Origin of the sequence: Streptomyces sp. CAI-85, assembly GCF_013363615.1 — a bacterium.
In the GTDB taxonomy this organism is placed as follows: Bacteria; Actinomycetota; Actinomycetes; order Streptomycetales; family Streptomycetaceae; genus Streptomyces; species Streptomyces antibioticus_B.
The window spans coordinates 154,567-179,825 of sequence record NZ_JAANNX010000011.1; the positions used below are offsets into that span (position 1 = coordinate 154,567).

Here is a 25,259-nt window from a genome sequence, read left to right on the forward strand (position 1 = left end):
GAGCCCGGCTGCTAGCGCGCGTCCAGGGCACGGACGAGGTCGATGCCGCGTCCGAGGTTGTCCAGCCGTGCCGCGAGCGTCTCGCCCGCCGGGTAGAGGCGGACGGTGTCCACGCCCGCGGCACGCCAGTCCCCGAGCCGGGCGCGGACCATGTCCTCGGTGCCGATCAGGGTCGTGGCGAGGACCATCTCGTCGGTGACGAGAGCTGTGGCGCCGTCACGGTCCCCGGCCTGCCAGCGTTCACGGATGCGGGCGGCGACGTCGGCCCAACCCTGGCGGCTGTAGGCGTTGTTGTAGAAGTTGGTGGCCCCGGAGCCCATCCCGCCCAGGGAGAAGGCGAGTTCCTTCTTGCGGCTGCCGACGACCTCGGCCAACTGCCCTTCGTCCGCGACGATGTTGATCTCGGCGCCCTGGCACACGTCGAGGTCGGCACGGGTGCGGCCGGCGCGGGCCAGTCCGCTGTCCAGGTGGGTGAAGTAGGCGTCGTGGGCGCCCTCGGGTACGAAGCTGGTGCCGAGCCAGCCGTCGGCGATCTCACCGGTGAGTTCGAGCATCTTCGGGGACAGGGTGGCGAGATAGACCGGCACCTGCACCGGCGGCACGCTGAGCCGCATCGGGCGGCCCTCCCCGTCCGGGAGGGGGATGGTGTGGTGGCGGCCCTCGAAGCGGATCTTCTCGCCGCCGAAGGCGCTGCGGATGATCTCGACGGTCTCCCGCATCCGGGTCAGCGGCCGCGCGAACGGGATGCCGTGCAGCCCCTCGATGACCTGTGGTCCCGACGCGCCGAGGCCGAGGCGGAAGCGGCCGTCCGAGAGGTGGGCGAGCGTCATCGCGGTCTGTGCGACGGTGACCGGGGAACGCGTGCCGAGCTGGATCACCCCCGAGCCGAGCAGGATCCGCTCGGTGCGGCCGGCCAGATAGCCCAGCGGCGACGGGGCGTCGCTGCCCCACGCCTCGGCCACCCAGCAGATGTCCAGGCCCAGCTTCTCGGCCTCCACGACGAACTCGACGATCTCGCCCCAGGCGCCGCCGGACGCCTCGACGGTGGTCGCGGTACGCATCTCACATCTCCCGTTCGGCCAGGGCCTTGACGGCGGCGAGGTTGGCCTTCATCCCGGCCTCGAACTCCCGCAGCCGTACGAACACGATCTTCTGTTCCTTGTCCGGCATCGCGTCGATGGCCGCGCTCAGTCCGGAGCGGTCCGGGCCCATCTGCGCCCACTGCTCCAGCAGCGTGCCCGAGCCCTCCGGGCGCAGGGTGAACCGCCACACGCTGGTCGGGTGGTCGGGGTCGCCCACGGCCCAGGCGAAGCGGTGCGGCTCCTCGCAGTCGACGACCGTGCTCACGGTCTCCCAGTCGCCGAGCGCGGGGTGGGTGCTGCGGCCGAGGAAACGGTTGCCGGGCCGCGGGCCGGTCGCGCCGTCGAGCCACTCCACCTGGCGGAGTTCGGTGCTGAGCCTGGGCATCAGATGGATGTCGCTCACATAGCCCCACAGGTGCTGCGGCGGTGCGTCGATGTACGCCTCCGCGGAGACGGTGGGGGTGTCCGCGTAGACCTGCCCCGTCCATTCCATGCCGTCGATCCCCTCTCTCTCGCTCGATGGCCTGCATGGTTGCTTATTAAGACTCACTCGCGCAAGGTCCGGGCGGCATACTGTCCGGTACCGGTCGCCTGCTGAGTTTCGTGAAAAGACTCGTACCATCGGGGTATGAGGCGTACGTCGTTCGCGAACTGGCCCTGCTCGGTGGCCAGGACCATGGACCTGCTCGGTGACGCGTGGAGCCCGCTGGTCCTGAGGGAGGCGTTCTACGGGGTCCGCCGGTTCGACGCGTTCCAGCAGGAGCTGGGCATCGCCCGCAACACCCTGTCGGAGCGGCTGCGCCGGCTGGTCGAGGCGGGGCTGATGGAGAAGCGCGCGTACGACACCCAGCCGGTCCGTCACGAGTACCTGTTGACCGAGTCGGGGCGTGACTTCTACGGCGTGATCCTCGCGATGACGGACTGGGGTGACCGGTGGCTCGCGGACGAGGCGGGTCCGCCGGTGATCACCCGTCACGAGACCTGCGGCCACGACACCCACGGCGAGGTCGTCTGCTCCCACTGCAAGGAGCCCCTCGCCTGGGAGGACGTCACGGCCCGCCCCGGCCCCGGCTACCCGCGCAAACTCCTCGACCGCCCGGACGTCCGCCGCCGGTTTCAACTGGACGAGACGGCGGAGCCGTCGGCGGCCGAGGACTGAGCCCGGCCCAGATCACAGGGGCCGCAAGGGGCATCCGGCGCGCCCGAAGGGGTACTCGGGGCGGGAAGCCCACCACTCCCCCGAGGAGGACGACATGATCATCCTGGGCGCCCTTTTGCTGGTCATCGGCTTGATCACCGGCATCGCCGTCCTGTGGACCATCGGGGTCATCCTGCTGGTCGTCGGAGCGGCCCTGTGGATCCTCGGCGGCATGGGCCACGCCGTCGCCGGCCGCCGCCACTACTGGTGACCTGAGGCCACCCTCCCCTTTCTCTCAGGCAGTTGTCGGCGCCGGCCGGCACCAGAGCCGAACTGCCCCTTCGTGGTCCGTCACGCGCAGAACTGCGTGAGCGATATGCCGAGTTCGTTTCTTCCGAGGTGCCAAGGGAATCTCCGCACGCGTTATCAATCCGTGGCCCGAATGAGCGTTCTGGCTGGTGAGGGCGGTGTGGATCACACCGACAGTTACAGAACGATCACACACTTCACACTTCGGCCGCGCAGGGTGTTGTGACGCTTACACTCAGCCAGCACCCACTGAGTCGCTGGGGGGAACACCCATGCTCCGTAGATCCGCCGTTCTGCTCACCACCGCCGCCTGCTTCGCCGTCACCGGCTGCTCGTCGTCCGACAGCGCCGGCGATGCGGACGGTTCGTCGTCGCCAACACTGTCAGCCGCGGAGGCCCGTCAGGCCTGCGTGGACGCCTGGGCCATCGCGATAGGTTCCCAGCCCACCGGCTGGGCCCCCGAGATGACCGACCAGGACGCCGTACCCGCCGAATGCCTGGGCCTGTCGGTCCAGGAGTACACGGAGTTGTTCTCCGAGGGTCTCGAACAGAGCAAGAAGACGGACCAGTAGGCAACGACCAGTAGGCGAGGGACCGGTACACAAGGACCCGTGGACGCGGAAGGCCCCCGCACTCACCCCCGTCGTGAGGGCCCGCGTCCGTCAGGCCGGTGCGACCTCACCGGCCTCCGTCGCCGTCTCGGCGCCCGACGAAGTGACCACTTCCGAGGCGCCGTTGTCACGGTCCGTGGCGCCGCTGAGGAAGGCGAGGCCCAGCCCGGCCGCGGCGAGGGCCGCGCCGACCAGCGCGGGTGAAGCCCAGCCCCACCCGGCCGAGATGGCCAGACCGCCCAGCCACGCACCGCCCGCGTTGGCCAGGTTGAAGGCGGAGTGGTTCGAAGCCGCCGCCATCGTCGGGGCGTTCTTCGCCTTGGCCATGAGCAGCATCTGCACCGGCGTGGTGACCATCGCGCCCATCGCCCCCATGACGGCGAGCGTCACCAGGGCGGGCACCGTGCTGTGCACCGTGAAGTAGAACGTCACCAGCGACGCGCCGAGCAGGGCCAGCCCGCCGTACAGCGTCGGGCGCAGGGCGCGGTCGGTCAGCGGACCCGCGATCAGCGTGCCCACCGTCATTCCACCGCCGTAGAGCGCCAGGACCCACGTGGTCGAGGACTCGGCGAAGCCCGTCACATGCGTGAGGATCGGCACCAGATAGCTGTAGACGGCGAAGAAGCCGCCGAATCCCACGACGGCGACGGCCAGTCCGAGGGCGACCTGCCGGTTGCCCATCGCCCGCAGCTCGTGCCGGATGCCCGCCTGCCTGCCGCGCGGCTGATGGGGGACGAAGGCGGCGAGCGCGGCGAGGGCGATCAGGCCGATGACGGCGACCGCGCAGTAGGCGTACCGCCAGCCCAGTTGCTGCCCGAGCGCCGTACCGGCAGGCACGCCGACGATGTTGGCGACGGTGAGTCCGAGGAACATCCGCGACACGGCCGTCCCGGCCCGCTCGGGCGCGACCAGTCGCGAGGCGACGACGGCGCCCACGCCGAACAGCGCCCCGTGCGGCAGCCCCGCCAGGAAGCGCGCGGCGAACAGCAGGCCGAAGTTGGGCGCCAGGGCGGAGGCGATGTTGCCGACCACGAACAGGCCGGACAGCAGGAGCAGGAGCCGCTTGTGGGGGATGCGCGCGCCGATGCCGGTCAGTACGGGTGCGCCGACGACGACGCCGAGCGCGTAGGCGGAGACGACGTTGCCGGCATGCGGCACGGACACGCCGACCCCGTCGGCGATCTGGGGCAGCAGCCCCATCGTGGCGAACTCGGTCGTACCGATGCCGAACGCGACGAGAGCGAGGGCCAGCAGAGCCAGTGGCATGGAGCGGGGATACCTTTCACGGGCGGCGATCCGGGATGCTGCGGAGCGGACGCTGACGGGGACCGTCGTAGCCCGCTCCGGTGGCCAGTCGCGCCGGCCACCATTGCCCGGTGCGCCCCCCAGCACAGGGAAGGCCCACAAGGAGTCCAGCGGCGGCGGAGGCCCGCGCATTCCAAGATCGGACCACGGGAAATGTGGCCTCGGTCACACCTTGCCGCCCGCCTACCTCTCGTAGAGCTTCCGGGCCCGGGGCAGGTCGCACGGCCCGTCCTCTCCTCCCGCGAGACCCATGGGGAGGAAGAAGTCCGCCTGCCATGCCTGCGCCCTGCCGGCCTGGCGGTTCGTCGTCGTCACCCAGGGCGCGTAGACACGGAAAGCGCGTTTCCCGCCGGAACCGGCCGCCGATACGACGCCGTGCGCGCGCAACGCGTCCAGGGGGAACACGAACTGGCCGAAGCCCTGCCGGTCGCGGGTGCTGATGACGAAGAGGTCGACGGGGTCCGTCACGTCGAACGGCTGGATGGGGCCGCCCGGGGACCTCTTCCACACGGTGACGAACTGACCGGCCTTGGTGGGAGTCGTCTTGCCCGCGCGGAAGCGGACGGCGCGGCCGTCGAGGGTGAACTCGTGGGCCGCGTACTCGGCGCTCTCGGCCTCGGGCACGGGCCGCGAGCAGGTGAAGCCGCACGGATCGTAGACGAGCGCCTTCGCCGCGCGCAGGTCCGCGTGGACGGAGGGGGTGTCCGACCAGGGCAGGGGGTTCGTCGTCATGTGATCACCCTGTCACGCCCGCCATGCGTAATACTCTCCTGGTGAAGCCGATCATTACCCCCGCCGCCGACGGGTCCGTCACGATCCGGCGGGCCGTGGCGCGGGACGCCAAGCGGCTCACGCGGATCGTGCGGAGTTCGCGCGCCTACGAAGGGCCGTACGCGCCGATGATCGCGGGCTACCGGGTCGGCTCCGCCTATATCGAGGCCCACCGGGTCTTCGTGGCCGTGAGCCTCGACGAGCACGGTCGGGAGCAGGTTCTCGGGTTCTACTCGCTCGTGCTCGCGCCGCCCGAGCTGGATCTGCTGTTCGTCGCCGACCGGGCGCAGGGGCTCGGCATCGGGCGGCTGCTCGTCGCGCACATGACGTCCGAGGCCCGGGCCGCCGGGCTCGACCGGGTGCGGGTGGTGTCGCATCCGCCCGCCGAGGGGTTCTACCTCGGCGTGGGCGCGGTGCGCACCGGGACCGTGGCCGCGAATCCGCCCGCGGTGGCGTGGGACCGTCCCGAGCTGGAGTTCCTGATCCCGTAGGAGCGCGCGGGGCGCGAGATGGGTCACAGCGGCAGGCGTCACGGCGGCCTTCCGGACGTACCGACGTCCCAGACCACACACCATTTACGTGCAGCATGCATTGAACTGCCTACGACCCGTAAGGGGCACATGCCCCACTATGGTCGCTCCTTGGCCTGCCGCCGGCGCCGTCGAGCAGACCCGTCCCTGCCCCCGACGAAAGTAGGCGAGCGAAGTCTTGGCGAGTGCCACAGTCACCCCTCCCCCTACGATCCGCCCGGTCCCGGTCCACCCGGCCGCGCCGGAGAACGCCGACGTCACCGTCACCGACCCCGCGCTCGTGAAGCGTGCCGTGAAGGCCGCCGCGCTGGGCAACGCGATGGAATGGTTCGACTTCGGCGTCTACAGCTACATCGCGGTCACCCTGGGCAAGGTCTTCTTCCCGTCCGGGAACCCGACCGCCCAGCTCCTGTCCACCTTCGGCGCCTTCGCCGCCGCCTTCCTGGTCCGCCCCCTCGGCGGGATGGTCTTCGGACCGCTCGGCGACCGTGTCGGGCGTCAGAAGGTGCTGGCGCTCACGATGATCATGATGGCCGCGGGCACGTTCGCCATCGGCCTCATCCCCTCCTACGCCTCGATCGGCGTCGGCGCCCCGCTGCTCCTGCTGGCCGCCCGGCTGGTGCAGGGCTTCTCCACCGGCGGCGAGTACGCGGGCGCGTCCACCTTCATCGCCGAGTACGCGCCCGACAAGCGGCGTGGGTTCCTCGGCAGTTGGCTGGAGTTCGGCACCCTAGCCGGGTACATCGGCGGCGCCGGCCTGGTCACGCTGATGACCGCGCTGCTGTCCACCGAGGACCTGCTGAGCTGGGGCTGGCGGATCCCGTTCCTGATCGCGGGTCCGATGGGCCTCATCGGCCTCTATCTGCGGATGCGGCTGGAGGAGACCCCGGCGTTCGCGGCGGAGCTGGAGAAGGCCGAGGCCGACCGCCCGAAGGTGCCGCTGCGCGAGATGATCACGGGCCAGTGGCGGGCGCTGCTGCTCTGCGTCGGCCTCGTGCTGGTCTTCAACGTCACCGACTACATGCTGCTGTCGTACATGCCGAGCTATCTGACCAGTGAGCTGAAGTACGACGCGACGCACGGCCTGCTCGTCGTGCTCGGCGTGATGGTGCTGATGATGGCCGTCCAGCCCTTCGCGGGCGCGCTGACCGACCGCGTGGGCCGCCGGCCGGTGATCGCGGCGGGCTGTGCGGGCTTCCTGGTGCTGTCCGTTCCCGCGCTGCTGCTGATCCGTCAGGGCAGCCTGTTCGCGGTGGCGCTCGGCATGGGCGCGCTGGGCCTGCTGCTGGTCTGCTTCACGGCGGCGATGCCGGCCGCGCTGCCGGCGCTGTTCCCCACGAAGGTCCGCTACGGGTCGCTGTCGATCGGCTTCAACGTCTCCGTGTCGGTGTTCGGAGGCACGACGCCGCTGGTCGTGACCGCGCTCATCGGGGCGACCGGCAACATGATGATGCCCGCGTACTACATGATGGCCGCGGCCGTCGTCGGTGGTGTGGCGGTGTGGTTCATGGCGGAGTCGGCGGGACGTCCGCTGCCCGGCTCGGCACCGGCCGTGGAGGGCTGAGGCCCCCGACTTCCTGAGCCCGGCGCCTGCTCCGTACGCCTCGCAACGCCTTGCACTGGAGTCGGTGACTCCCCCGGCTCCGCGCGGTGGTCCGCCGTGATCGGCTCCGCCGGCCCACCGCGCGTGCGGAACGTCAGATCCGGCCGCCGGTGAGCCGGGTGATCGGGCCGTGGCTCTGCCGTCCGGAGCGACGGCCCGCCGCGTACGACGCGGCCGTCAGCACGGTCACTCCCGCGCCGACCCCGGCGGCGACCAGCTTCCGCTGGGCGATCGCCGTCCAGGCCGTCCTCGCGGTGTCGGCGACCTGGTCGGTGGCCGCCTTGGCCGTGGACGTGACGTGATCGGTGGCCGCCTTCGCCGTGGCGGCGACCTGGCCGGTCGTCGCGACGAGCGTCTGGCGGCCCGCCTCGACACCGCGGGCCACGCCGTTCGCCGCGCCCTCGGCCTTGTCGGCGGCACGATCGGCCGCGGACTTCGCGGCCGACGCGGCGTCGGACGCCTTGCCCGCCGTCTTGTCCGCCGCGCTGTTCGCGGCCCGTACGGCGGGGGCCGTCGTCCTCTCCACCGCGCGTTCGGCCTCGGATGCGGTCGCACGCCGGGCGGCGCGCGCTTCGTTGGATTCCGTGTTCGGATCAGTCATGGACTCCGCGTTGCCCTTCACCCGGGGTACAAACACGTTCGCCCGTACGAGGTGTGCCTGCCCGCGCGCCCACGGCACACGCGACCGTCCGTGGGCGCCCCGTCACATCCGTCCCAGCCGGGCCGGCAGACGGGCCGCGAGATGGTCGGTCAACGCCGTGACCCGGCGCGGCACATGCCCGTCGCTCGCCAGCAGGGCGTAGATGTCGGCGGCCGGTGTCGGCACCTCGGGCAGGATGCGCACGAGGTCGCCCCGTTCGAGATACGGCCGCACCTGCCACTCGGACCGCATGATCACACCGCGCCCCTCCAACGCCCAACCGGTCACGACATCACCGTCGTTGCTCGCGAGGGAGCCGCGCACCCGTACCTGGACCGGATCGCCGGCGTCCCCGAAACGCCAGAGGACGAAGTCCCCCTCGTTCTCGCGCAGCACGATGCAGTCGTGCTCGGCGAGTTCCTCGACTCGCCCGGGAATCCCGCGTCGTTCGAGGTACGACGGGGACGCGCACGGCACCCGGCGGTTCTCCGCGAGGCGGCGCATCCGCAGCGAGGAGTCCGGCGGCGGGCCCACATGGACGGCGACGTCGAACTCCCGCCGGTGCGGGCGCAGCGGCAGCGCCGAGGTGTTCAGCACGACCTGGAGCGCGGGGTGGGGCGCCGCGAACTCCGCCAGCAGCGGGGCGACATGCGCGCGGCCGAGGCCCAGGGTCGCCTGGACGACCAGCGAGCCGCGCAGGTCCCCCGAGCCGTCGGTCACCACGTCCTCCAGTTCGCGGAGCCGGTCGAGGATGGCGTCGATCCCGCTCGCGTAGAGGGCACCCTCCGAGGTGAGAACCAGGCGGCGGGTGCCCCGTTGGACGAGCCGGACGTCGAGGCGTTGCTCCAGTGCGCTGAGCCGCTTGCTGATCGCGGGGAGGGAGTAGCCGAGCCGGCGTGCGGCAGCGGTGAGGGTCTCACTGGCCGCGACGGCCTGGAAAAACTGCAAGTCGTCGATGGACGTCCTCATCAGGCCCTCGATCCGCCAGGGGCTTTCCGTGAGGGAAAGGGTAACTTGCCTGATCAGCCGTTGTGACGGGCCCCCGCGCCGCCCAGAGTGGAAAGCCGCGCACGCCGGCCGGACCGGCGTGCTCCGCCCGTCGAGCGAGGAGCAACAACCGTGGCACAGCGTTACCGCGTCGCCGCCATTCCCGGGGACGGCATCGGCAAGGAGGTGGTGCCCGAGGGGCTGCGCTGTCTGCGCGCCGCCTCCGACACCTACGGATTCGCCCTCGATGTCGAGGAGTTCGACTTCGCGAGCGCCGACTACTGGCAGCGGCACGGCCGGATGATGCCGGAGGACTGGCGCGACGTCCTGGGCGGCTTCGACGCGGTCTTCTTCGGCGCGGTGGGGTGGCCCGAGGTCGTGCCCGACCATGTGTCGCTGTGGGGAAGCCTGCTCCAGATGCGCCGCGGCTTCGACCAGTACGTCAATCTGCGGCCGGTCCGGCTGCTGCGCGGGGTCCGCAGCCCCCTGCGTGACCATCGTCCGGGCGACATCGACTTCTATGTCGTGCGGGAGAACACCGAGGGCGAGTACTCCAGCATCGGCGGCCGGATCTTCGAGGGCACCGAGCGCGAGACGGTGCTCCAGGAGACCGTGATGACCCGCGTCGGCGTCGACCGCGTGCTGCGGTACGCCTTCGAACTCGCCGACGCCCGGCCCCGTCGCCGTCTGACCTGGGCGACCAAGAGCAACGGCATCTCGATCTCCATGCCCTACTGGGACGAGCGGGCGGGCGAGATGGCGCTGCGCTATCCGCGGGTGCGGGCCGACAAGGACCACATCGACATCCTGGCCGCCAAGTTCGTGCTCCGGCCCGAGCAGTACGACGTCGTGGTGGCGAGCAATCTCTTCGGCGACATCCTCTCCGACCTGGGCCCGGCCTGCACGGGCACGATCGGCGTGGCCCCCAGCGCCAACATCAATCCCGAACGGCGGTACCCCAGCCTGTTCGAGCCCGTGCACGGTTCGGCGCCGGACATCGCGGGTCTGGGCGTCGCCAATCCGGTCGGGCAGATCTGGAGCGGGGCGATGATGCTGAAGCACCTGGGCGAGAGCGCCGCCGCGGCCGCCGTGGTGGCCGCGATCGAGTCGGTCCTGGAGGAACACCCGGAGGTCCGCACACCCGACCTCGGCGGCAACGCCACGACGGTGGCCCTCGGCTCCGCCATAGCGCGGCGGATCACCACCGGGGCCCCCGCCGGTGCGGGCCGGGTCGCCCCGTGAGCCACCCGCGCGACGAGGAACGAAAGAGCGTGCCGCGCGTCCTGATCACCACCGACTATCTGCGCCCCGGCGACGACACGGATCTGTACCTGCGGGCGGCCGGCTGCGAGACCCGCCATGCGCCGATGACCGGCCGACGGGACCCGGAGGAACTCGTGTCGGCGCTCGCCGGGATCGACGCGGCGCTCGTCGCGAACGAGCCGCTCACCGCCGATGTCCTCGCCCGCGCCGGGCAGTTGAAGGTCGTGGTGCGCACCGGTGTCGGCTACGACTCCATCGACGTCGATGCCGCGGCCCGGCTCGGGATCAGGGTGAGCAACCTGCCCGGGATCAACGCCAACGCCGTGGCCGAGTACACGCTCGGCCTGCTGCTCGCATCCGCGCGCCGGCTCGTCGAGAGCGCCACGGGCGTGGCCGCGGGGGCCTGGCCGCGCGAGGACGGGCATGAACTGCGGGGCGCCACAGTGGGTTTGGTCGGCTACGGCGCCACCGCCCGCGCGGTCGTCCCGCTCGCCCGTGCCTTCGGCATGGAGGTGGTGTGCTCCACCGGCGTGCCCGAGGAGCTGCGGGACGACCCCTCGGTCCGATTCGTGGCCCTCCCCGAGCTGCTCGCGCGGTCGGACTACGTCTCGGTCCACTGTGCCCTGACCGACCGAACACGGGGGCTGTTCGACGCGGATGCCTTCGCGCGGATGAAGAGGACGGCCCTGCTGATCAACACCGCGCGCGGGGCCGTCGTCGACGAACAGGCGCTCGCGGACGCCGTACGGTCGGGCACGATCGCCGGGGCGGCGCTCGACGTCGTGACGCGGGAGCCTCTGCCGCCGGAGAGTCCGCTGCGCGGCGTCCGGGGTGTCACCGTGTACTCGCATCTGGCGGGTCAAACGGCAGAGGCCCGGCGGGCGTCGGGGTTCGCGGGTGCGGAGGAGTTGGTGGCTTCGTTGCGGGGACGCCCGCGGTTCGCCATCAACTGACGTGCGGTGTCCCGGACTTGGGCGCCCAAGGCCGGGACGGACGGTGAACGGTCAGGCGGACAGGTGCCGTTGAGGCACCGGCAGGGTGGCGAGGGGCACGTGGTGCTGCCCGGCGTGGATGTCACGGTCGCGGAGGCTCGCCTGGGCGACGGGGCGCGGGAAGGAGATCTTCACGACGTTCAGCGCGGGGATGCGGAAGATGCGGACCTGTGCGGCGTCGACCTTGTAGAGGCCGGCGATCACCCGCTCGTTGAGGAAGGTGTCGTCGGCCGCGATGGCGTATCCGGTGCCGTCCTTCATGAAGGTCTCCAGGGTGACCCAGAAGGGGCCGGCGTTCTTGGAGCGGATCTCGATCGCGTAGTCGCCGAGCAGGGGCGGGGTGGCGGTGGGTTCAGGCATGGGTGGCCTCGCGGGGGTGGGAGTGCTCGGTGCGGAACAGGGCGGTGGGGTCGTCGACGTCGACGGCGTGGTTCAGGACGAACTCGTAGGCCGCTCCCCGTTCCGTCTCCGCCGGGGAGGTGGCGAAGGCGAGGCTGGGCAGGTAGGGCATGTCGGGGAGCGGGAGGTGCAGCATCAGGGGGTTGGCGACCTTGGCGATCGCGGTGGCGGTGTTCTGCGCGGGGGCGTTGACGACGAGCATGACGCCGACCTCGCGGGGCGGGGTGGGGTCGGGTTCGATGTCGTCGAGGACGGCGTTGTGGCCGTAGAGGCGGATGTCGAGGCCGTAGTCGTCGTCGTTCAGGGCGAGGGTCTGGCGGACGCGGTCGGTGAGGACGGCGCGCAGACAGGTCGCCCATTCCTCGATGTGGGCGGTGATGTGCGGGTCGCGGATGCCGGTGAAGGAGACGGTCTCGTAGCCGGTGACGCGGGCGCCTTCGAGTTTGATGGTGTGCCGGCCGGCCGGTTCGAAGCGGGATCCCTCCACCCGGACGCGGCGGTGGTCGAGGGCGGTGTAGACGGCGTCGGTGACGTCGAGGGTGCCGGCGGGTTCCCGCATCCGGTGGGGGTCGGCGGTCTCGTAGAGCATGTGGGCGGCGACCGAGTGGGGGGTGCAGACGTTGTCGGGGTCGAGGGGTTCGATGACGAAGCCGTCGTGGTCGACGGTGGCGAAGACGCCGCCGAGGCGGGGGTCGGTGGTGGCCTGGCCGCCGCATTCGACGATCTTGGCGGCGTGCCAGGCGGGTCCGGCCGGCATGCCGCGCATCAGGGGGACGACGGCCGCGAGGGCGGTGTCGGTGGCGCGGCCGGCGAGGACGACCTGGGCGCCGGCGCGCAGGGCGTCGGCGAGGGGTTCGTGGCCCATCATGCCGACGACGTGGGTGCAGCTCTCCAGGATCTCCGCGCGGAGGGGGCCGTGCGGGGCGAGGGGGTGGATGCGGCCCGCGTCGAGGTGTTCCTTGAGGACGGCGGTGTCCTGCTCGCTGTAGACGCGGGCGATCCTCAGGTCGAGTCCTTCCTCGGCCATGACGTCCTGGGCGATTCCCGCGACCCAGTCGACGCCGGAGTCGGTGCCGCTGGTGCCGCAGGAGCCGACGACGAGCGGGATGTCCGCGGCGGCGGCCGCCTTGAGGAGGATGCGCAGGTCGCGGCGGACCGCCGCCGCGGTGGTCTTGGGCAGGCCGGCGCCGAGGTAGTAGGGGCCGGAGTCGGTGGAGCCGCCGTCGATCGCGATGACGTCCGGGCCGAGGGTGAGGCCGCGTTCGACGGACTCCGGGGTGAAGCCGGCGCCGAGCATGCCGGCGGGGGTCAGGACTCCGACACGGGTGGCCGTGTCACGGGACGGGGGCATGCTGGGGCTCCTCGGTGGGGTCGGTCGGGTGCGGGAAGATCCGGAGGCCGTCGGCGGGGAGGCTGACGACGATCTCGCCGTCGGCGACGGGGCGCGTGGTGGTCACCACGACGGGGGTGCCGCCGATGCGGACGAGGTAGCGGTGGTGGTCGCCGAGGTAGGCGCGGTTCTCGATCTTGATGGTGACGGCGCCCGGCGGTGGCGGGTCGTCGGCGCCGCCGCGGTGCAGGGTGATGTTCTCCGGGCGGACGCAGACCATTACGGGGCCCGGCCGGGTGCCGGTGTGCCGGACGGTCAGCGGTTCGCCGATGCCCTCGACCCGGACCTGCGCGTGGTGGCCGTCGGCTCGGGTGACGGTGGCGGGGAGGATGTTGGCGGTGCCGACGAAGCCGGCCGTGAACAGGTCGGCGGGGTGCTCGTAGATCTCCCGCGGGGTGCCGACCTGGTGCACCCGGCCGTGGTTCATCACGGCGATGCGGTCGCTGAAGGACAGGGCCTCGTCCTGGTCGTGGGTGACGAAGACGGTGGTGACGCCGACCTGGGCCTGGAGGGCCTTGAGCCACTGGCGGGAGCGGTCCCTGAGTTTGGCGTCCAGGTTGGAGAAGGGTTCGTCCAGGAGCAGGAGGTCGGGCGGGTGGGCGAGGGCGCGGGCCATGGCGACGCGCTGCTGCTGGCCTCCGGAGAGCTGGTGCGGGTAGCTGCGGGCGTGGTCGCCGAGTTCGACGAGGTCGAGGACCTCGCGCACCCGGTGCTCGCGTCGGGCCCTGGGGGTCCTGCGGAGCTTGAGGGGGTAGCCGACGTTGTCCGCGACGGACAGGTGCGGCCAGATCGCGTAGGACTGGAACACGACGCCGCAGTTGCGGTGTTCGGGCTCGACGTTCGTGCGGCCGTGGTCGAAGACGACACGGTCGCCGAAGGCGATGCTGCCCGAGTCGGGGGCGTGCAGTCCCGCGACGGCCCACAGGGTGGTGGACTTGCCGCAGCCGCTGGGTCCGAGGAGCGTGAAGATCTCGCCGTCGTGGACGGTCAGGGAGAGATCGTGGAGCACGGTGCGCCGGGCGAACGTCTTGCTGATTCCGCGGAGGTGGAGGCTAGGCACGGGGGCGCACCCCCAGCAGGGCGCGTCCGGCGCCCAGGACGACCAGGGTGATGACCATCTGGATGACTCCCAGGGCGGCGACACTGCCGCCGATGCTTGTCGCCGCGAGTTGCAGCATGGTGAGGCCGAGGACGGGCGTCCTGTCGGTGACGAGGAAGACGGCGGGTTCGGCGTCGTTGAGCATGGCCACGAAGAGCAGCACGAACGACGCGCCCATGGCGGGTGCCACCAGGCGCAGGACGACGGTGCGCATCGCCGTCCACCAGGAGGCGCCCGAGGTGCGGGCGGCGTTGTCGAGGTCGGCGCCGATGCCGGCGAGCGCCGGGTAGAAGGCGCTGTAGCCGAGGGCGAGGCTGCGCACGGCGAACGCGATGCCGATGCCCCACAGACTGGCGCGGACGGCGCCGGAGCGGTCGAGCAGCGCGAAGCTCCAGAAGAACGCCATGCCGGTGACGAGCGCCGGCATCATGCGGGGCCACATCATGCCCTGCTGGAGCGATCCCCGGAACCGGAACCGGGAGCGGTGCGCGATCACGGACAGGACGGCGATGGCGACGGTCGTCAGGGCGCCCCCGATCCCGGCGATGAGCAGGCTGTTGACGATCGAGTCGGTGTAGAGCGGGTTGTCGAGGACGGCGGTGAAGTTGTCGAGCGTCAGCACGCTCCACGGGGAGACGAACGGGGACAGGATCGAGGTGAACGCCGTCAGCACGACACCGGCCAGCGGGACGGCCACGGAGATCAGCAGATACAGGGCGATCCCGGCGGCGAGGAGCCAGCGCGAGGGGCCGAGGGTGAGGATCCGTACGCCGGTGGGTTTTCCGGTGGTCGTGGTGAACCGGGCGGTGTCCCCCACCAGCCGGTTGCGCAGCAGGAGCAGTCCGGAGACGGCGACCAGGAGGAACACGGCACCGGCGGAGACCAAGCCTTGCTGCGACGCGTTGACCCAGTGGTCGTAGAGGTAGGTGGAGAGCAGGCTGATCTTGTTCGAGAAGCCCAGGATCAGCGGGAGGCCGAGGACCTCCATCGACAGGGCGAAGACCAGCAGGGCGGCGTTGGTGATCGCGGGCCGCAGCAGCGGCAGGCTGACAGAGACCAGGCTGCGCAACGGGCCCGCGCCGAGGGTGCGGGCGGCGTCCTCCAGGGCGGGGTCGACGGCCAGCAGGGTGCCCCGGCAGAGCAGGAAGATCGTCGGGGCGGCGACGCCCATCGCGACCAAGGCCATTCCGGGGATGCTGTAGAGGTCGACGGGCATGGCGAGGAAGGTGTGCGTCGTCAGCCAGGACGACGCGAATCCCGCCGGCGTCCACATGGCGGCCCATCCGATGACGAGGACGAGGCCCGGCAGAGCGATCGGGATCAGCAGCAGGGTCGTCAGGACACGGCGTCCCGGTATGTTCGTGCGGGTCAGGAGCACCGCGCAGGTGACGCCGACCAGGAGGGATCCGGCGGTGTTGAGGGCGGCGAACAGGACCGAGTTGGCCACCGCCGTCCACCAGTCGGGGTCGGTGACCAGGGCGTGGAAGTTGTCCCAGGTCGGATGGCCGCCGGAGGCGTACAGCGGGGTGGACCACAGGGAGGCGGCCACGACCGGGACGAGCGGGCCGACGATCACCAGGAGGGCCAGGGCCCACAGGAGGTAGTGGCTCGCGCCAGTGGAGAGTGCCCGTCGGCGAGGCTCCCGGGGCGGGGTGATGAGCGTGCTGGGGGGCGGCCGCAGCGGGGTGACACTCATCGGTCGTACGCCTTGTTCCAGCGTGCGACGATCTCCGGCTGCTTCTTCACGATGTCGTCGAGGTATCCGGCCGGACGTACGTTCCCCGCGCCGACGACGGCTTCGATCGCCGGGAGCCCGTAGGCGCAGTCGACGCCGTCGCGGTAGGGGGTGAATCCGCCTTCGCAGGCGGCCTCTTGGCCCTCGACCGACAGCAGGAAGTTCACGAAGAGCTTGCCGGCGTCCGGGGAGGCGGCCTCGGCGGTGACGGCGACGGCTCGTGGGAGGAGGGGTGTCGCGTCCTTCAGGTAGGTGTAGTTGAGGAGTTTCGCCGCCTCCTCGCTCTCGATCAGGGCCCGGACCGAGCCGGCCACGAAGTAGGCCGCCTGGTACTGGCCCTGGGCGAGTTTCTGTATCAGGTTGCCGTTGCCGGACTCGACTCCGCTGGTGCGGCCCAGGGTTTCGAGGTTCCGCCATCCCGACTCGCCCTGCCGGGCGGTGTAGTTGCTGACGGCGCCGAAGGCGATGGGGTTGCCGATGTCCGTGGTCGCGACCTTGCCCTTGAGGGACGTCGACAGTGCGGCGAGGGAGGCGAGGTCCGGCGGCTGCTCGTCCTTGGGGATCAGTGCGGTGTTGTAGACGGCGACGAGGGGGTCCTCGGACATGGCGACCACGCCGGGGGCGAGCCGCGCGTAGGCGGGGAGGTGGCGGAGGTTGGGGTCGTCGTAGTCGAGGACGTTGCCGTCGCGGACGAAGGTGAGCATGCCGACGGAGTCGGTGGCCATGACGACGTCGGCGGTGCGCACGCCGGTGGCGGTCTCGGTGGCGTAGCGCTGAAAGGTCTGGGGGTCGTTCATGTTGAGCACGCGCACGTCGATGGCGGGGTACTTCGCCTCGAACGCCTTGGCCAGCGGGGCCGTCTGGTCGGCGTCGGCGTTGGTGTAGAGGAGGACCGAGCCCTGCTTCTCGGCGCGGGCGACGGTCGCCGCGTCGAGCGGGGTGACGGGCGAGGCCCGGCCGACGTCGACCGACGGGGTCGGCGTGGCCGGCCCGGTGGAGCCGCCGCACGCGGTGAGGAGCACCGCGCAGGCCGCTGCCAGCGCGCCGGCTCTGGAGAGTGAGATCGTCATCGATCCTCCACTATTTGCTATAGCAGGAGCAGTGGAAGGAGGTTATTTGCTACAGCATGTTTGTCAACAGGTTGCGCAGGGATCCTGTCGGGCGCTGCTCATGAGCGTTGACCCGTCGTGCTGTAGCAAATACCATCCCGGCATGAGTCGGCTCCCCCATCTCTCGTCACCGGTGACCCTCGGCGACCAGGCGTACGCCGCGATCCGCGAGGCCATCGTCAGTGGTGCGCTCAAGCGCGGGGAGAAGGTCACCGAGCGGGGGCTGGCCGAGTCGCTCACCATCAGCGCCACTCCGGTCCGTGAGGCGCTGCGGCGGCTGGAGCAGGACCGTCTGGTCGAGCGGACCGGGCCCCGGTCCGTGCGCATCGCGAAGTTCGACAAGGAGGAGCTGCGCGAGTTCACCATGATCGAGGACGTGCTGCGGGCTCTCTCCGCCCGGCTGGCCGCGGAGAAGTCGACCGCGGCGCAGCGGCGCGAGATGTCCGCCTGTCTCGACGAGGCGCAGGAGTTGCGCAGCGAGCTGGACGGCGGCTCCCCGGGCAGTGCCGAGGAGCTGCGGATCGTCCTGGAGATCCAGCGGCTCATGCGGCGTTTCCACGCGCTCGTGGACCGGGCCAGCGGGAACGCGACGCTGGTGCAGATGCTGAACACCGTCGACGCCTTCGGTTCGGACGAGCGGCAGAGCAGTGTGCTGTCCGAGGTGCGGGGCGAGGACCGGGAGGCCGTCGACGAGCGGTTCCGGCAGCACCGCGCCATCTTCGAGGCCATCGCCGCCGGTGACGGGGACCGGGCCGAGGAGCTGATGAGGGCGCACAGCCGGGTCTCGAACGCCTCGCGGATCGAGACCCGCTTCTCCGGCTGACCCTCAGGCCGTCAGGCGCCGGGGGCGCCGGCGCGCAGGCCGTCCATGACGAGGTCGAGGAGGCGGGCGGCGCGGGGGCGCCAGTCGTCGGTGGGGGTCAACTGCCACAGGCCGCCGATGGCGAGGATCAGGTCGTCGGGGGTCATGCCGGGCCGGATGGTGCCCGCCGCGTCGTTGGCGCGCAGGAGCAGTTCGGCGGCGTCGGCGACGGGTGTGTGGGGCGGCTTCTCGGGGCCGCCGGGCGTGCTGGTGGCGAGGCGGATCGCGTCGGCGAGGCCCGCCTTGGTCATGGCGAACTCGGCCAGCCGGTCCATCCAGGCGCGCAGGGCCCGGTCCGGCGGCAGGCTGTCGAGCAACTGGGCGGCGCTGTCGGCGACCTGGCGCATCTCGTGGCGGTAGATCTCCAGGACGAGCGCCTCACGGTTGGGGAAGTTGCGGTAGAGGGTGCCCTGTCCGACGCCCGCCTTCTTGGCGATCACGCTGAGCGCGGCGTCGGGGCACGCCGTCAGTTCGGCCACGGCGACTTCGAGGATGCGTTCACGGTTGCGTTGGGCGTCCGAGCGCAGGGGCGCGTCCTTGTGGTGCTGCACTCGACTCTCCTCGGGGGCGCGTGGCCGAACCCCACCCTTGCTAAGCGGACAACTGTCCGTTACGTTTTCCGGTAGCGGACGATTGTCCGATTGGGTTCACCATAGCCCCGGCCCGGTCCTGCCCGGAAGCCCGAAGGCAGGGAGCCGGAACCCCGAAAGCCGGTCACCGGAACCCCGAAGGCTGGAAAGAAGCGTTCATGCCCTTATCGACGTCCAGCGTCATCACCCTGCACATCAACGGCGAGCGGTACACGCTGCCCGTCGACCACCGCACCACCCTGCTCGACGCGCTCCGTGAGCGCCTCGGCCTCACCGGCACCAAGAAGGGCTGCGACCAGGGGCAGTGCGGGGCCTGCACCGTGCTGGTCGACGGCCGCAGGACCGTGGCCTGTCTCCAGTTCGCGGTCGCGGCCGAGGACCGCGAGATCACCACCGTCGAGGGCCTGGCCGACGGCGACCGGCTGCACCCCGTGCAGCAGGCGTTCCTCGATCTCGACGGCTATCAGTGCGGCTACTGCACACCCGGACAGATCTGTTCGGCGATCGGCGCGCTCGCGGAGCACGCCGCCGGCTGGCCCAGCGCCGCCACGGCCGATGTACGGCCCGCGGCCGGACCGCCGCCGCTGACCCCGGAGGAGATCCGGGAGCGCATGAGCGGCAATCTGTGCCGCTGCGCCGCGTACCCCTCGATCGTGGAGGCCGTCACCCGGGCCGCGGAGTCCGGGCCGGCGTCGCGCACGGGTGCCCGGCCGGAAGAAGAAGCGAAGGAGCCCGCCGCATGAGGGAGTTCGACTACCGCAGGGCCGACGACGTGCCCGGCGCCGTCGCCCTGCTCGACTCCGACCCGGACGCCCGCTGCCTCGCGGGCGGCACCAACCTGGTCGACCTGATGAAGGCCGGCGTCGAACGTCCACGGCGGCTGGTCGACGTCCGCCGGCTGCCGCTGGACCGGGTCGAGCCGACCCCGGGCGGCGGGCTGCGGATCGGCGCGACCGTCACCAACAGCGACCTCGCCGCCCATCCCCTGGTCCGCTCCCGCTACCCGGTGCTGGCGCAGGCGGTGCTCGCGGGCGCCTCCGGGCAGTTGCGCAACATGGCCACCGTCGGCGGCAATCTCCTCCAGCGCACCCGCTGCGCCTACTTCGCCGACACCACCGGGCCCTGCAACAAGCGCTCCCCCGGCACCGGTTGTCCGGCGATCGAGGGCGAGAACCGCAATCACGCCGTCCTCGGCGCGTCCGCGCACTGTGTGGCCGTACACCCCTCGGACATGGCCATCGCCCTGGCCGCGCTCGACGCGGTGGTGCACTACGAGACCGCCCAGGGGCCCGGTGAGCTGCCGCTCGGCTGGTTCTATCTGCCGGTCGGCGACACGCCGCAGCGCGAGACGGCCCTGCCGCCGGGCGCGCTGATCACGAGCGTCACCCTGCCGCCGGCCCCGGTCGCGCTCCGGTCCCGCTACCGCAAGGTGCGCGAGCGCGCCTCCTACGCGTTCGCCGTCGGCTCGGTCGCCGCCGCGCTGGACGTGCGCGACGGGGTCGTGCGCGAGGTGCGGCTGGCGTTCGGCGCGGTCGCCTCCCGGCCCTGGCGGGCCCGCGCCGCCGAACGGACCCTCACCGGCGCGCCCGCCGACGCCGCGTCGTTCGCGGCCGCCGCCGACGCCGAACTGGCGGCGGCCCGGCCCCTGTCGGACAACGGATTCAAGGTGACCCTGATGCGCAACCTGACGGTGGCCGTGCTCGGCGAACTCGCCGAGGAGGCCGCGCGATGACGACGACCGGGGCGCCCCTCGCCCCCGTCCGCGCCGTCGGCACCGGCCATGTCCGGGTGGAGGGCCGCGACAAGGTCACCGGTGCGGCCCGGTACGCGGGCGAGGTCCCCTTCCCCGAACTCGCCCACGGCTGGCTGGTGTTGTCGACCGTGGCGCGCGGCCGGATCCTGGACGTCGAGACGGACGCCGTCCTCGCGATGCCGGGCGTCCTCGCCGTGCTCGACCACCGCAACGCCCCGCCGCTGAAGACCGACTACATCGGCCTGCTGGGCACGGTCCCGGACCCGACCTGCGCGCTCTTCCAGAGCGACCAAGTCCCGCACCGGGGCTGGCCGGTGGCACTCGTCGTCGCCGAGACCTCCGAACAGGCCCGTGAGGCCGCCGAGTCACTGGTCGTCCGCTACGAACAGGTCCCGCACGACATCGGGTTCACCGAGGACCACGCCGACGCGCACCCGTCCGACGGCCATATGCCCGCCGTCACGGACAAGGGCGACCAGGAGGCGGAACTCGCCGCGTCCGCCGTCCGGGTGGAAGCCGTCTACACCACTCCGGAGGAGCACCACCACCCCATGGAGCCCCACGCGGCCACCGCCCGCTGGGAGGACGGCCGGCTGGAGGTGGTGGACTCCAACCAGGGCGCCACCTGGGTCGTCGGGGAACTCGCGAACCTCTTCGCGCTCGACCCCGCCTCGGTGCGGGTGCGTTCGGAACACGTCGGCGGCGGCTTCGGCAGCAAGGGCGTCCGCGCCCACCAGGTCGCGGCCGTGATGGCGTCCCGGACGGTCGGCCGCCCGGTGCGTGTCGTCCTGACCCGGCGTCAGATGTTCACGCTGGCCGGCCATCGCAGCCCGACCATCCAGCGCGTCCGGCTCGGCGCGGACCCCGACGGCCGGCTGCGCGCCCTCGATCACCGCTCGCTCAGCCGCACCTCCACGGTGTACGAGTTCGTCGAGCCGAGCGCCGGTGTGGCCCGGGTGATGTACGACGCCGACGCCCACCACACCGAGAACCGCGTCGTACCGCTGGACGTCCCCAGCCCCACCTGGATGCGCGCCCCGGGCGAGGCGCCGGGCTCCTTCGCGCTGGAGGCCGCGCTCGACGAACTCGCCCACGCGTGCGGCGTCGACCCGATCGAGCTGCGGCTGCGCAACGAACCCGACCGGGGCCCGGTCTCCGGGCTCCCCTTCGCCGGCCGCAATCTGCGCGCCTGCTTCGCGGAGGGCGCCCGCCGGTTCGGCTGGGACCGGCGCGATCCCCGGCCCGGGGTGCGGCGCGAGGGGCGGTGGCTGATCGGCACCGGCACCGCGGCGGCCTCCTTCGGCGCCGGCGCCGCCCCGTCCACGGCCGCGATCACCGCCGAGGCCGACGGCCGCTTCACCGTGCGGATCGCGGCGGCGGACATCGGCACCGGCGCGCGCACCGCACTCACCCTGGTGGCCGCCGACGCCCTGGACGTCCCGCCGGAGCGGGTGCGGGTCCGGCTCGGCGACAGCGCGTTCGGATTCGCCATGATCGCGGGCGGGTCCATGGGCACCCGGTCCTGGTCCTGGGCCGTCATGGCGGCCGCGGCCGAACTGCGCGAGCGTCTTGTGCCCGGCGCCGCCCTCCCGCCCGAGGGCGTCACCGTGCGCTCCGACACCACCGCGGCGGTCTCCGCCCTGGCGCAGAAGGAACGGCACTCCTACGGCGCCCAGTTCGCCGAGGTCGCCGTCGACCCCGCCACCGGCGAGGTCCGGGTGCGGCGGATGCTCGGGGTGTTCGCCGCGGGCCGGATCGTCAACCCCCTGACCGCGCGCGGGCAGTTCACCGGCGGCATGATCTGGGGCATCTCCATGGCCCTGCACGAGGAGGCCGCCCGCGACACGGCGTCCGGCGGGCCGGTGGGCGCGGACCTGGCGGGCTATCACGTGGCGACGCACGCCGACGTCCCCCGGGTGGAGGTCCATTGGGTGGAGGACGACGACCCGGACGACCCGGTGGGCATCAAGGGCATCGGGGAGATCGGCATCGTCGGCGCGGCGGCCGCCGTCGCCAACGCCGTGTGGCACGCGACCGGCGTGCGCCACCGCGGTCTGCCGATCCGCCCCGACCGGGTGCTGGCGGGCGGCCCCGATGCTTGATCTGGGGCCGCGGCTGGGCGACTGGCTGGCCGAGGGCCGGGAGGTCGCCGTGGCGACCGTCGTGTCCGTCGGCGGCAGCGCGCCCCGCGGACCGGGCGCCGCCCTCGCGGTCGACGGGGCGGGTGCCGTCATCGGGTCGGTGTCCGGCGGCTGTGTGGAGGCGTCGGTCTACGACCTGTGCGAGGAGGCGCTCAGGACCGGCGGCAGCGTGCTGGAACGCTTCGGGTACAGCGACGACGACGCCTTCGCCGTGGGGCTGACCTGCGGCGGGGTCCTCGACGTGCTGGTCACCCCGGTGCCGGCGGACGGCCCGGTCGGCGCGCTGCTGCGCTCCGCCCTGGACACCTCGGCCCGGGGTGAGCCCGTCGCCCTCGTCCGGGTCGTCCAGGGCCCCGAGGAGTTCCTCGGCGGGATGCTTCTCGTGCGTGCCGACGGCTCCCGTGAGGGCGGGCTCGGCGGCCACGCGGACCTCGACCGCACCGCCGTCGCGGAGGCCCTCGCCGCGCTGGACACGGGCCGCACCGGCACGGTCGAGCTGTCGCCGGACGGCTCGCACTGCCCGGAAGGGCTCACCCTGCTGGTGGAGACGAGCGTGCCGCCGCCCCGGATGATCGTGTTCGGTGCCGTCGACTTCGCGGCGGCCCTGGTGCGCGCCGGGAAGTTCCTCGGCCACCATGTCACCGTGTGCGACGCGCGGCCCGTCTTCACCACCCCGGAGCGCTTCCCCGAGGCCGACGAGGTCGTCGTGGACTGGCCGCACCGCTATCTGCGGAGCACCAGGACCGACGCGCGCACGGTGGTGTGCGTGCTCACCCACGACGCCAAGTTCGACGTGCCGCTCCTGGAGGTCGCGCTGCGGCTGCCGCTGGCGTTCGTCGGCGCGATGGGCTCGCAGCGCACCCACGCCGACCGGGACCGGCGGCTGCGCGAGATCGGCCTCAAGGAGCACGAGTTGGCGCGGCTGAGGTCACCGATCGGCCTGGACCTCGGGGGCCGTACACCCGAGGAGACCGCCCTGTCGATCACGGCGGAGATCGTCGCCGCCCGCCGGGGCGGAACGGGCCTGCCGCTGACCGGCTCGGGCAGGCCCATCCATCACACCGTCCGGCACCGCCGCCCGGCCTGAGCGTGGTCAGCCCAGCTCGCCGGTGCGGGCCTGCCGCCACAGGTCGACGCCGCCCTCCACCGCGTACTTGTCGATCTCGGCGAGTTCCCCGGCGGTGAAGGACAGGTTCGTCAGCGCCGCCACGTTCTGCTCGACCTGCTCCGCACGCGAGGCGCCGATCACCAGGGAGGTGACCCGCTCGTCGCGCAGCGCCCAGGCGAGGGCCATCTGTGCCAGGCTCTGGCCGCGGCGCTCCGCGATGTCGTTCAGGGCCCGCAGCCGCCCCAGGGTGTCGTCGGTGAGCCAGCCCGTGTCGAAGGACTTGTCCTGCGCGGCCCGCGAGTCCTTCGGCACACCGTCGAGATAGCGGCCGGTGAGCAGGCCCTGGGCGAGCGCGGTGAACCCGATCACCCCGAAGCCCTCCTCCTCCGCGACGTCGAGCAGGCCCTCCGTCTCGATCCACCGGTTGAGCATGTTGTACGACGGCTGGTGGATGAGCAGCGGGGTGCCGAGGTCGCGCAGGATGGCCGCGGCCTGGCGGGTGCGCTCCGCGTCGTAGGAGGAGATGCCCACGTACAGCGCCTTGCCCTGGCGCACGGCGGTGTCCAGGGCCGTCATCGTCTCCTCCAGCGGGGTGGAGGCGTCCAGCCGGTGGGAGTAGAAGATGTCGACGTAGTCGAGGCCCATGCGCTTCAGCGACTGGTCGAGGGAGGCGAGCACGTACTTGCGCGAACCGCCGCCCTGTCCGTACGGGCCCGGCCACATGTCCCAGCCGGCCTTGGTCGAGACGATCAGCTCGTCCCGGTAGGGAGCCAGGTCCTGGCGCAGCAGCCTGCCGAAGTTGATCTCGGCGGAGCCGTAGGGCGGCCCGTAGTTGTTGGCCAGGTCGTGGTGGGTGATCCCGAGGTCGAAGGCGCGCAGGGCGATCTCCCGCTGCGTCTCGAACGGCCGGTCGTCGCCGAAGTTGTGCCAGTAGCCCAGGGACAGCACGGGCAGGTCGAGCCCGGACCGTCCCGTGCGCCGGTACAGCATGCCGCCGTCGTAGCGATCGGGGGCCGCGACGTGATTCATCAGGTGTCTCCACTGTGACGTGAGTCGATCGAAACGACCACGGTCTCAGCCGGGCCCCTCCGCGTCCAACCGACCTGCCGCGCCCGGTCTCACACCGCGGGCTCGGGCAGCTCGCCGTATCTCACCTGCACGATCTCGATGCTCGTGCAGCCGACGGCCTCCAGTTCGGCGCGGCGGAACTTCGCGGCGCGCTTGTCGTAGCCGGCGGCGGACGCCTGCGGGGTGCCGTCCGGGTCGGTCCACAGGAGTCCGTAGCGCTTCGTCTCGTTGCTCATGGCGGGCATTCTCCCCACCGACACCGTCTCCAAGCCAGCCGAAGATCCGCCCTGGGCGGAATTTCCCTCGGCCGACACCATGGTCAGGGGGTGTCGAGTTCGGCGACGTAGGGCGGTTCGGCTCCCGCGCGGGAGCAGGTGATCGCGGCCGCGCGGGCGGCGAAGCGCAGCAGGGTCTGCCAGTCGGCGGACGTCATCTCCCCGAGGGCCTGCGCGGACAGCGCGTCGCGGGCGGCGAGTCCGTGCAGAAGCGCGGCGTTGACGGTGTCACCCGCGCCGATGGTGTCGACCACGTCCACCTTCTCCCCCGGCACGGTGTGGACGCCTCCGTCGTGGGTGAAGGCGGTGAGTCCGTCGCCCCCTTGGGTGATGACGACGGCGGTGGGTCCGGCGGTGAGCCATTCCTGTGGGGTGCCGCCGAGCCAGGTGGCGTCGTCCTGGGAGAGTTTGAGGAGGGTGACGGAGGGCAGCCAGGTGCGGAAGCGGGCGCGGTAGGCGTCGGGGTCGGGGATGAGTGCGGGGCGGATGTTGGGGTCGA

At 71.9% G+C, this 25,259-nt stretch carries 27 protein-coding genes; 12 read left to right on the forward strand and 15 right to left on the reverse strand.

Annotation, left to right across the window (positions count from 1 at the left end; all coding sequences use genetic code 11):
* Positions 1 to 11: 11 nt before the first annotated feature.
* Together G6W55_RS16285 and G6W55_RS16290 are read right to left on the reverse strand one after the other, a co-directional pair.
* On the reverse strand, positions 12 to 1,061 hold the full coding sequence (locus G6W55_RS16285; protein ID WP_175521562.1) for an LLM class flavin-dependent oxidoreductase: 1,050 nt from the start codon (positions 1,059 to 1,061) through the stop codon (positions 12 to 14).
* 1 nt (position 1,062) lies between these two features.
* Positions 1,063 to 1,575 (reverse strand): SRPBCC family protein, encoded by a 513-nt coding sequence (locus G6W55_RS16290; protein ID WP_175521563.1) that lies wholly within the window; start codon positions 1,573 to 1,575, stop codon positions 1,063 to 1,065.
* A 135-nt stretch (positions 1,576 to 1,710) separates the two neighbouring features.
* On the opposite strand from G6W55_RS16290, the gene G6W55_RS16295 reads away from it, so the two are divergent.
* From G6W55_RS16295 to G6W55_RS16305, 3 genes are all read left to right on the forward strand, one after another.
* A complete protein-coding gene (locus G6W55_RS16295; protein ID WP_175521564.1) occupies positions 1,711 to 2,241 on the forward strand; it encodes a helix-turn-helix domain-containing protein in 531 nt (176 codons plus the stop codon).
* A 94-nt stretch (positions 2,242 to 2,335) separates the two neighbouring features.
* Complete coding sequence (locus tag G6W55_RS16300; RefSeq protein ID WP_175521565.1) at positions 2,336 to 2,491, forward strand: DUF6131 family protein; 156 nt, start codon at positions 2,336 to 2,338, stop codon at positions 2,489 to 2,491.
* A gap of 310 nt (positions 2,492 to 2,801) precedes the next feature.
* Positions 2,802 to 3,101, forward strand: a complete 300-nt coding sequence (locus G6W55_RS16305; RefSeq protein ID WP_175521566.1) for a hypothetical protein — start codon at positions 2,802 to 2,804, stop codon at positions 3,099 to 3,101.
* A 90-nt stretch (positions 3,102 to 3,191) separates the two neighbouring features.
* On the opposite strand, the gene G6W55_RS16310 is transcribed toward G6W55_RS16305, so the two are convergent.
* Entirely contained in the window at positions 3,192 to 4,406 is a 1,215-nt protein-coding gene (locus G6W55_RS16310) for an MFS transporter (RefSeq protein ID WP_175521567.1), read from the reverse strand.
* Between the two features lie 222 nt (positions 4,407 to 4,628).
* On the reverse strand, positions 4,629 to 5,177 hold the full coding sequence (locus G6W55_RS16315) for a MepB family protein (protein WP_175521568.1): 549 nt from the start codon (positions 5,175 to 5,177) through the stop codon (positions 4,629 to 4,631).
* Positions 5,178 to 5,200: 23 nt separating this feature from the next.
* Here G6W55_RS16315 and G6W55_RS16320 point away from each other — a divergent pair, with 23 nt between their 5' ends.
* On the forward strand, positions 5,201 to 5,707 hold the full coding sequence (locus G6W55_RS16320) for a GNAT family N-acetyltransferase (protein WP_175521569.1): 507 nt from the start codon (positions 5,201 to 5,203) through the stop codon (positions 5,705 to 5,707).
* 217 nt (positions 5,708 to 5,924) lie between these two features.
* Complete coding sequence (proP, locus tag G6W55_RS16325) at positions 5,925 to 7,310, forward strand: glycine betaine/L-proline transporter ProP (RefSeq protein ID WP_217686986.1); 1,386 nt, start codon at positions 5,925 to 5,927, stop codon at positions 7,308 to 7,310.
* 133 nt (positions 7,311 to 7,443) lie between these two features.
* On the opposite strand, the gene G6W55_RS16330 is transcribed toward proP, so the two are convergent.
* Both G6W55_RS16330 and G6W55_RS16335 read right to left on the reverse strand, forming a co-directional pair.
* Positions 7,444 to 7,950 carry a hypothetical protein gene (locus tag G6W55_RS16330; RefSeq protein WP_175521570.1) on the reverse strand — a complete coding sequence of 169 codons (507 nt, stop codon included), beginning with the start codon at positions 7,948 to 7,950 and terminating at the stop codon, positions 7,444 to 7,446.
* A 102-nt stretch (positions 7,951 to 8,052) separates the two neighbouring features.
* Entirely contained in the window at positions 8,053 to 8,958 is a 906-nt protein-coding gene (locus tag G6W55_RS16335) for a LysR family transcriptional regulator (protein ID WP_175521571.1), read from the reverse strand.
* Between the two features lie 150 nt (positions 8,959 to 9,108).
* Between G6W55_RS16335 and G6W55_RS16340 the strand changes: the two genes are divergently transcribed.
* Positions 9,109 to 10,218 (forward strand): tartrate dehydrogenase, encoded by a 1,110-nt coding sequence (locus G6W55_RS16340; protein WP_175521572.1) that lies wholly within the window; start codon positions 9,109 to 9,111, stop codon positions 10,216 to 10,218.
* The gene (locus G6W55_RS16345; RefSeq protein WP_309243734.1) at positions 10,215 to 11,192 is read left to right on the forward strand and encodes a phosphoglycerate dehydrogenase; all 978 of its coding nucleotides are present in this window, start codon (positions 10,215 to 10,217) and stop codon (positions 11,190 to 11,192) included. Before G6W55_RS16340 ends, G6W55_RS16345 begins: the two co-directional genes overlap by 4 nt.
* A 51-nt stretch (positions 11,193 to 11,243) precedes the next feature.
* On the opposite strand, the gene G6W55_RS16350 is transcribed toward G6W55_RS16345, so the two are convergent.
* Genes G6W55_RS16350 through G6W55_RS16370 form a run of 5 tightly spaced genes read right to left on the reverse strand, consistent with a single transcriptional unit; the run spans position 11,244 to position 16,924 of the window.
* Positions 11,244 to 11,591: a DUF4387 family protein gene (locus tag G6W55_RS16350; protein WP_175521573.1), complete on the reverse strand. Its 348-nt coding sequence runs from the start codon at positions 11,589 to 11,591 to the stop codon at positions 11,244 to 11,246.
* Positions 11,584 to 12,981, reverse strand: coding sequence for an acyclic terpene utilization AtuA family protein (locus G6W55_RS16355; RefSeq protein ID WP_175521574.1), 1,398 nt, complete (start codon positions 12,979 to 12,981; stop codon positions 11,584 to 11,586). Before G6W55_RS16355 ends, G6W55_RS16350 begins: the two co-directional genes overlap by 8 nt.
* On the reverse strand, positions 12,965 to 14,080 hold the full coding sequence (locus G6W55_RS39410; RefSeq protein WP_175521575.1) for an ABC transporter ATP-binding protein: 1,116 nt from the start codon (positions 14,078 to 14,080) through the stop codon (positions 12,965 to 12,967). The genes G6W55_RS16355 and G6W55_RS39410 overlap by 17 nt, the downstream gene beginning before the upstream one ends.
* Positions 14,073 to 15,815 carry an iron ABC transporter permease gene (locus tag G6W55_RS16365; protein ID WP_175521576.1) on the reverse strand — a complete coding sequence of 581 codons (1,743 nt, stop codon included), beginning with the start codon at positions 15,813 to 15,815 and terminating at the stop codon, positions 14,073 to 14,075. Before G6W55_RS16365 ends, G6W55_RS39410 begins: the two co-directional genes overlap by 8 nt.
* The gene (locus tag G6W55_RS16370) at positions 15,812 to 16,924 is read right to left on the reverse strand and encodes an ABC transporter substrate-binding protein (protein WP_175521577.1); all 1,113 of its coding nucleotides are present in this window, start codon (positions 16,922 to 16,924) and stop codon (positions 15,812 to 15,814) included. The genes G6W55_RS16365 and G6W55_RS16370 overlap by 4 nt, the downstream gene beginning before the upstream one ends.
* Before the next feature lie 142 nt (positions 16,925 to 17,066).
* Between G6W55_RS16370 and G6W55_RS16375 the strand changes: the two genes are divergently transcribed.
* Positions 17,067 to 17,786, forward strand: a complete 720-nt coding sequence (locus tag G6W55_RS16375; RefSeq protein WP_175521578.1) for a GntR family transcriptional regulator — start codon at positions 17,067 to 17,069, stop codon at positions 17,784 to 17,786.
* Positions 17,787 to 17,797: 11 nt separating this feature from the next.
* On the opposite strand, the gene G6W55_RS16380 is transcribed toward G6W55_RS16375, so the two are convergent.
* The gene (locus G6W55_RS16380) at positions 17,798 to 18,376 is read right to left on the reverse strand and encodes a TetR/AcrR family transcriptional regulator (protein ID WP_175521579.1); all 579 of its coding nucleotides are present in this window, start codon (positions 18,374 to 18,376) and stop codon (positions 17,798 to 17,800) included.
* 197 nt (positions 18,377 to 18,573) lie between these two features.
* Here G6W55_RS16380 and G6W55_RS16385 point away from each other — a divergent pair, with 197 nt between their 5' ends.
* The 4 genes from G6W55_RS16385 to G6W55_RS16400 are packed head-to-tail and all read left to right on the forward strand — an operon-like array spanning position 18,574 to position 23,396.
* A complete protein-coding gene (locus G6W55_RS16385; protein WP_030788949.1) occupies positions 18,574 to 19,158 on the forward strand; it encodes a (2Fe-2S)-binding protein in 585 nt (194 codons plus the stop codon).
* A complete protein-coding gene (locus tag G6W55_RS16390) occupies positions 19,155 to 20,147 on the forward strand; it encodes a xanthine dehydrogenase family protein subunit M (RefSeq protein WP_175521580.1) in 993 nt (330 codons plus the stop codon). Before G6W55_RS16385 ends, G6W55_RS16390 begins: the two co-directional genes overlap by 4 nt.
* The gene (locus G6W55_RS16395; protein WP_175521581.1) at positions 20,144 to 22,270 is read left to right on the forward strand and encodes a xanthine dehydrogenase family protein molybdopterin-binding subunit; all 2,127 of its coding nucleotides are present in this window, start codon (positions 20,144 to 20,146) and stop codon (positions 22,268 to 22,270) included. Before G6W55_RS16390 ends, G6W55_RS16395 begins: the two co-directional genes overlap by 4 nt.
* A complete protein-coding gene (locus tag G6W55_RS16400; RefSeq protein WP_175521582.1) occupies positions 22,263 to 23,396 on the forward strand; it encodes an XdhC/CoxI family protein in 1,134 nt (377 codons plus the stop codon). The genes G6W55_RS16395 and G6W55_RS16400 overlap by 8 nt, the downstream gene beginning before the upstream one ends.
* 6 nt (positions 23,397 to 23,402) lie before the next feature.
* Here G6W55_RS16400 and mgrA read toward each other — a convergent pair whose 3' ends face one another.
* The 3 genes from mgrA to G6W55_RS16415 all read right to left on the reverse strand — a co-directional run.
* On the reverse strand, positions 23,403 to 24,446 hold the full coding sequence (gene mgrA / locus G6W55_RS16405) for an L-glyceraldehyde 3-phosphate reductase (RefSeq protein WP_175521583.1): 1,044 nt from the start codon (positions 24,444 to 24,446) through the stop codon (positions 23,403 to 23,405).
* An 89-nt stretch (positions 24,447 to 24,535) separates the two neighbouring features.
* Positions 24,536 to 24,721: a hypothetical protein gene (locus tag G6W55_RS16410; RefSeq protein ID WP_030788965.1), complete on the reverse strand. Its 186-nt coding sequence runs from the start codon at positions 24,719 to 24,721 to the stop codon at positions 24,536 to 24,538.
* Between the two features lie 83 nt (positions 24,722 to 24,804).
* Positions 24,805 to 25,259 (reverse strand): PfkB family carbohydrate kinase (locus G6W55_RS16415; protein WP_254876280.1); only part of this gene is annotated, 455 nt, incomplete at its 5' end.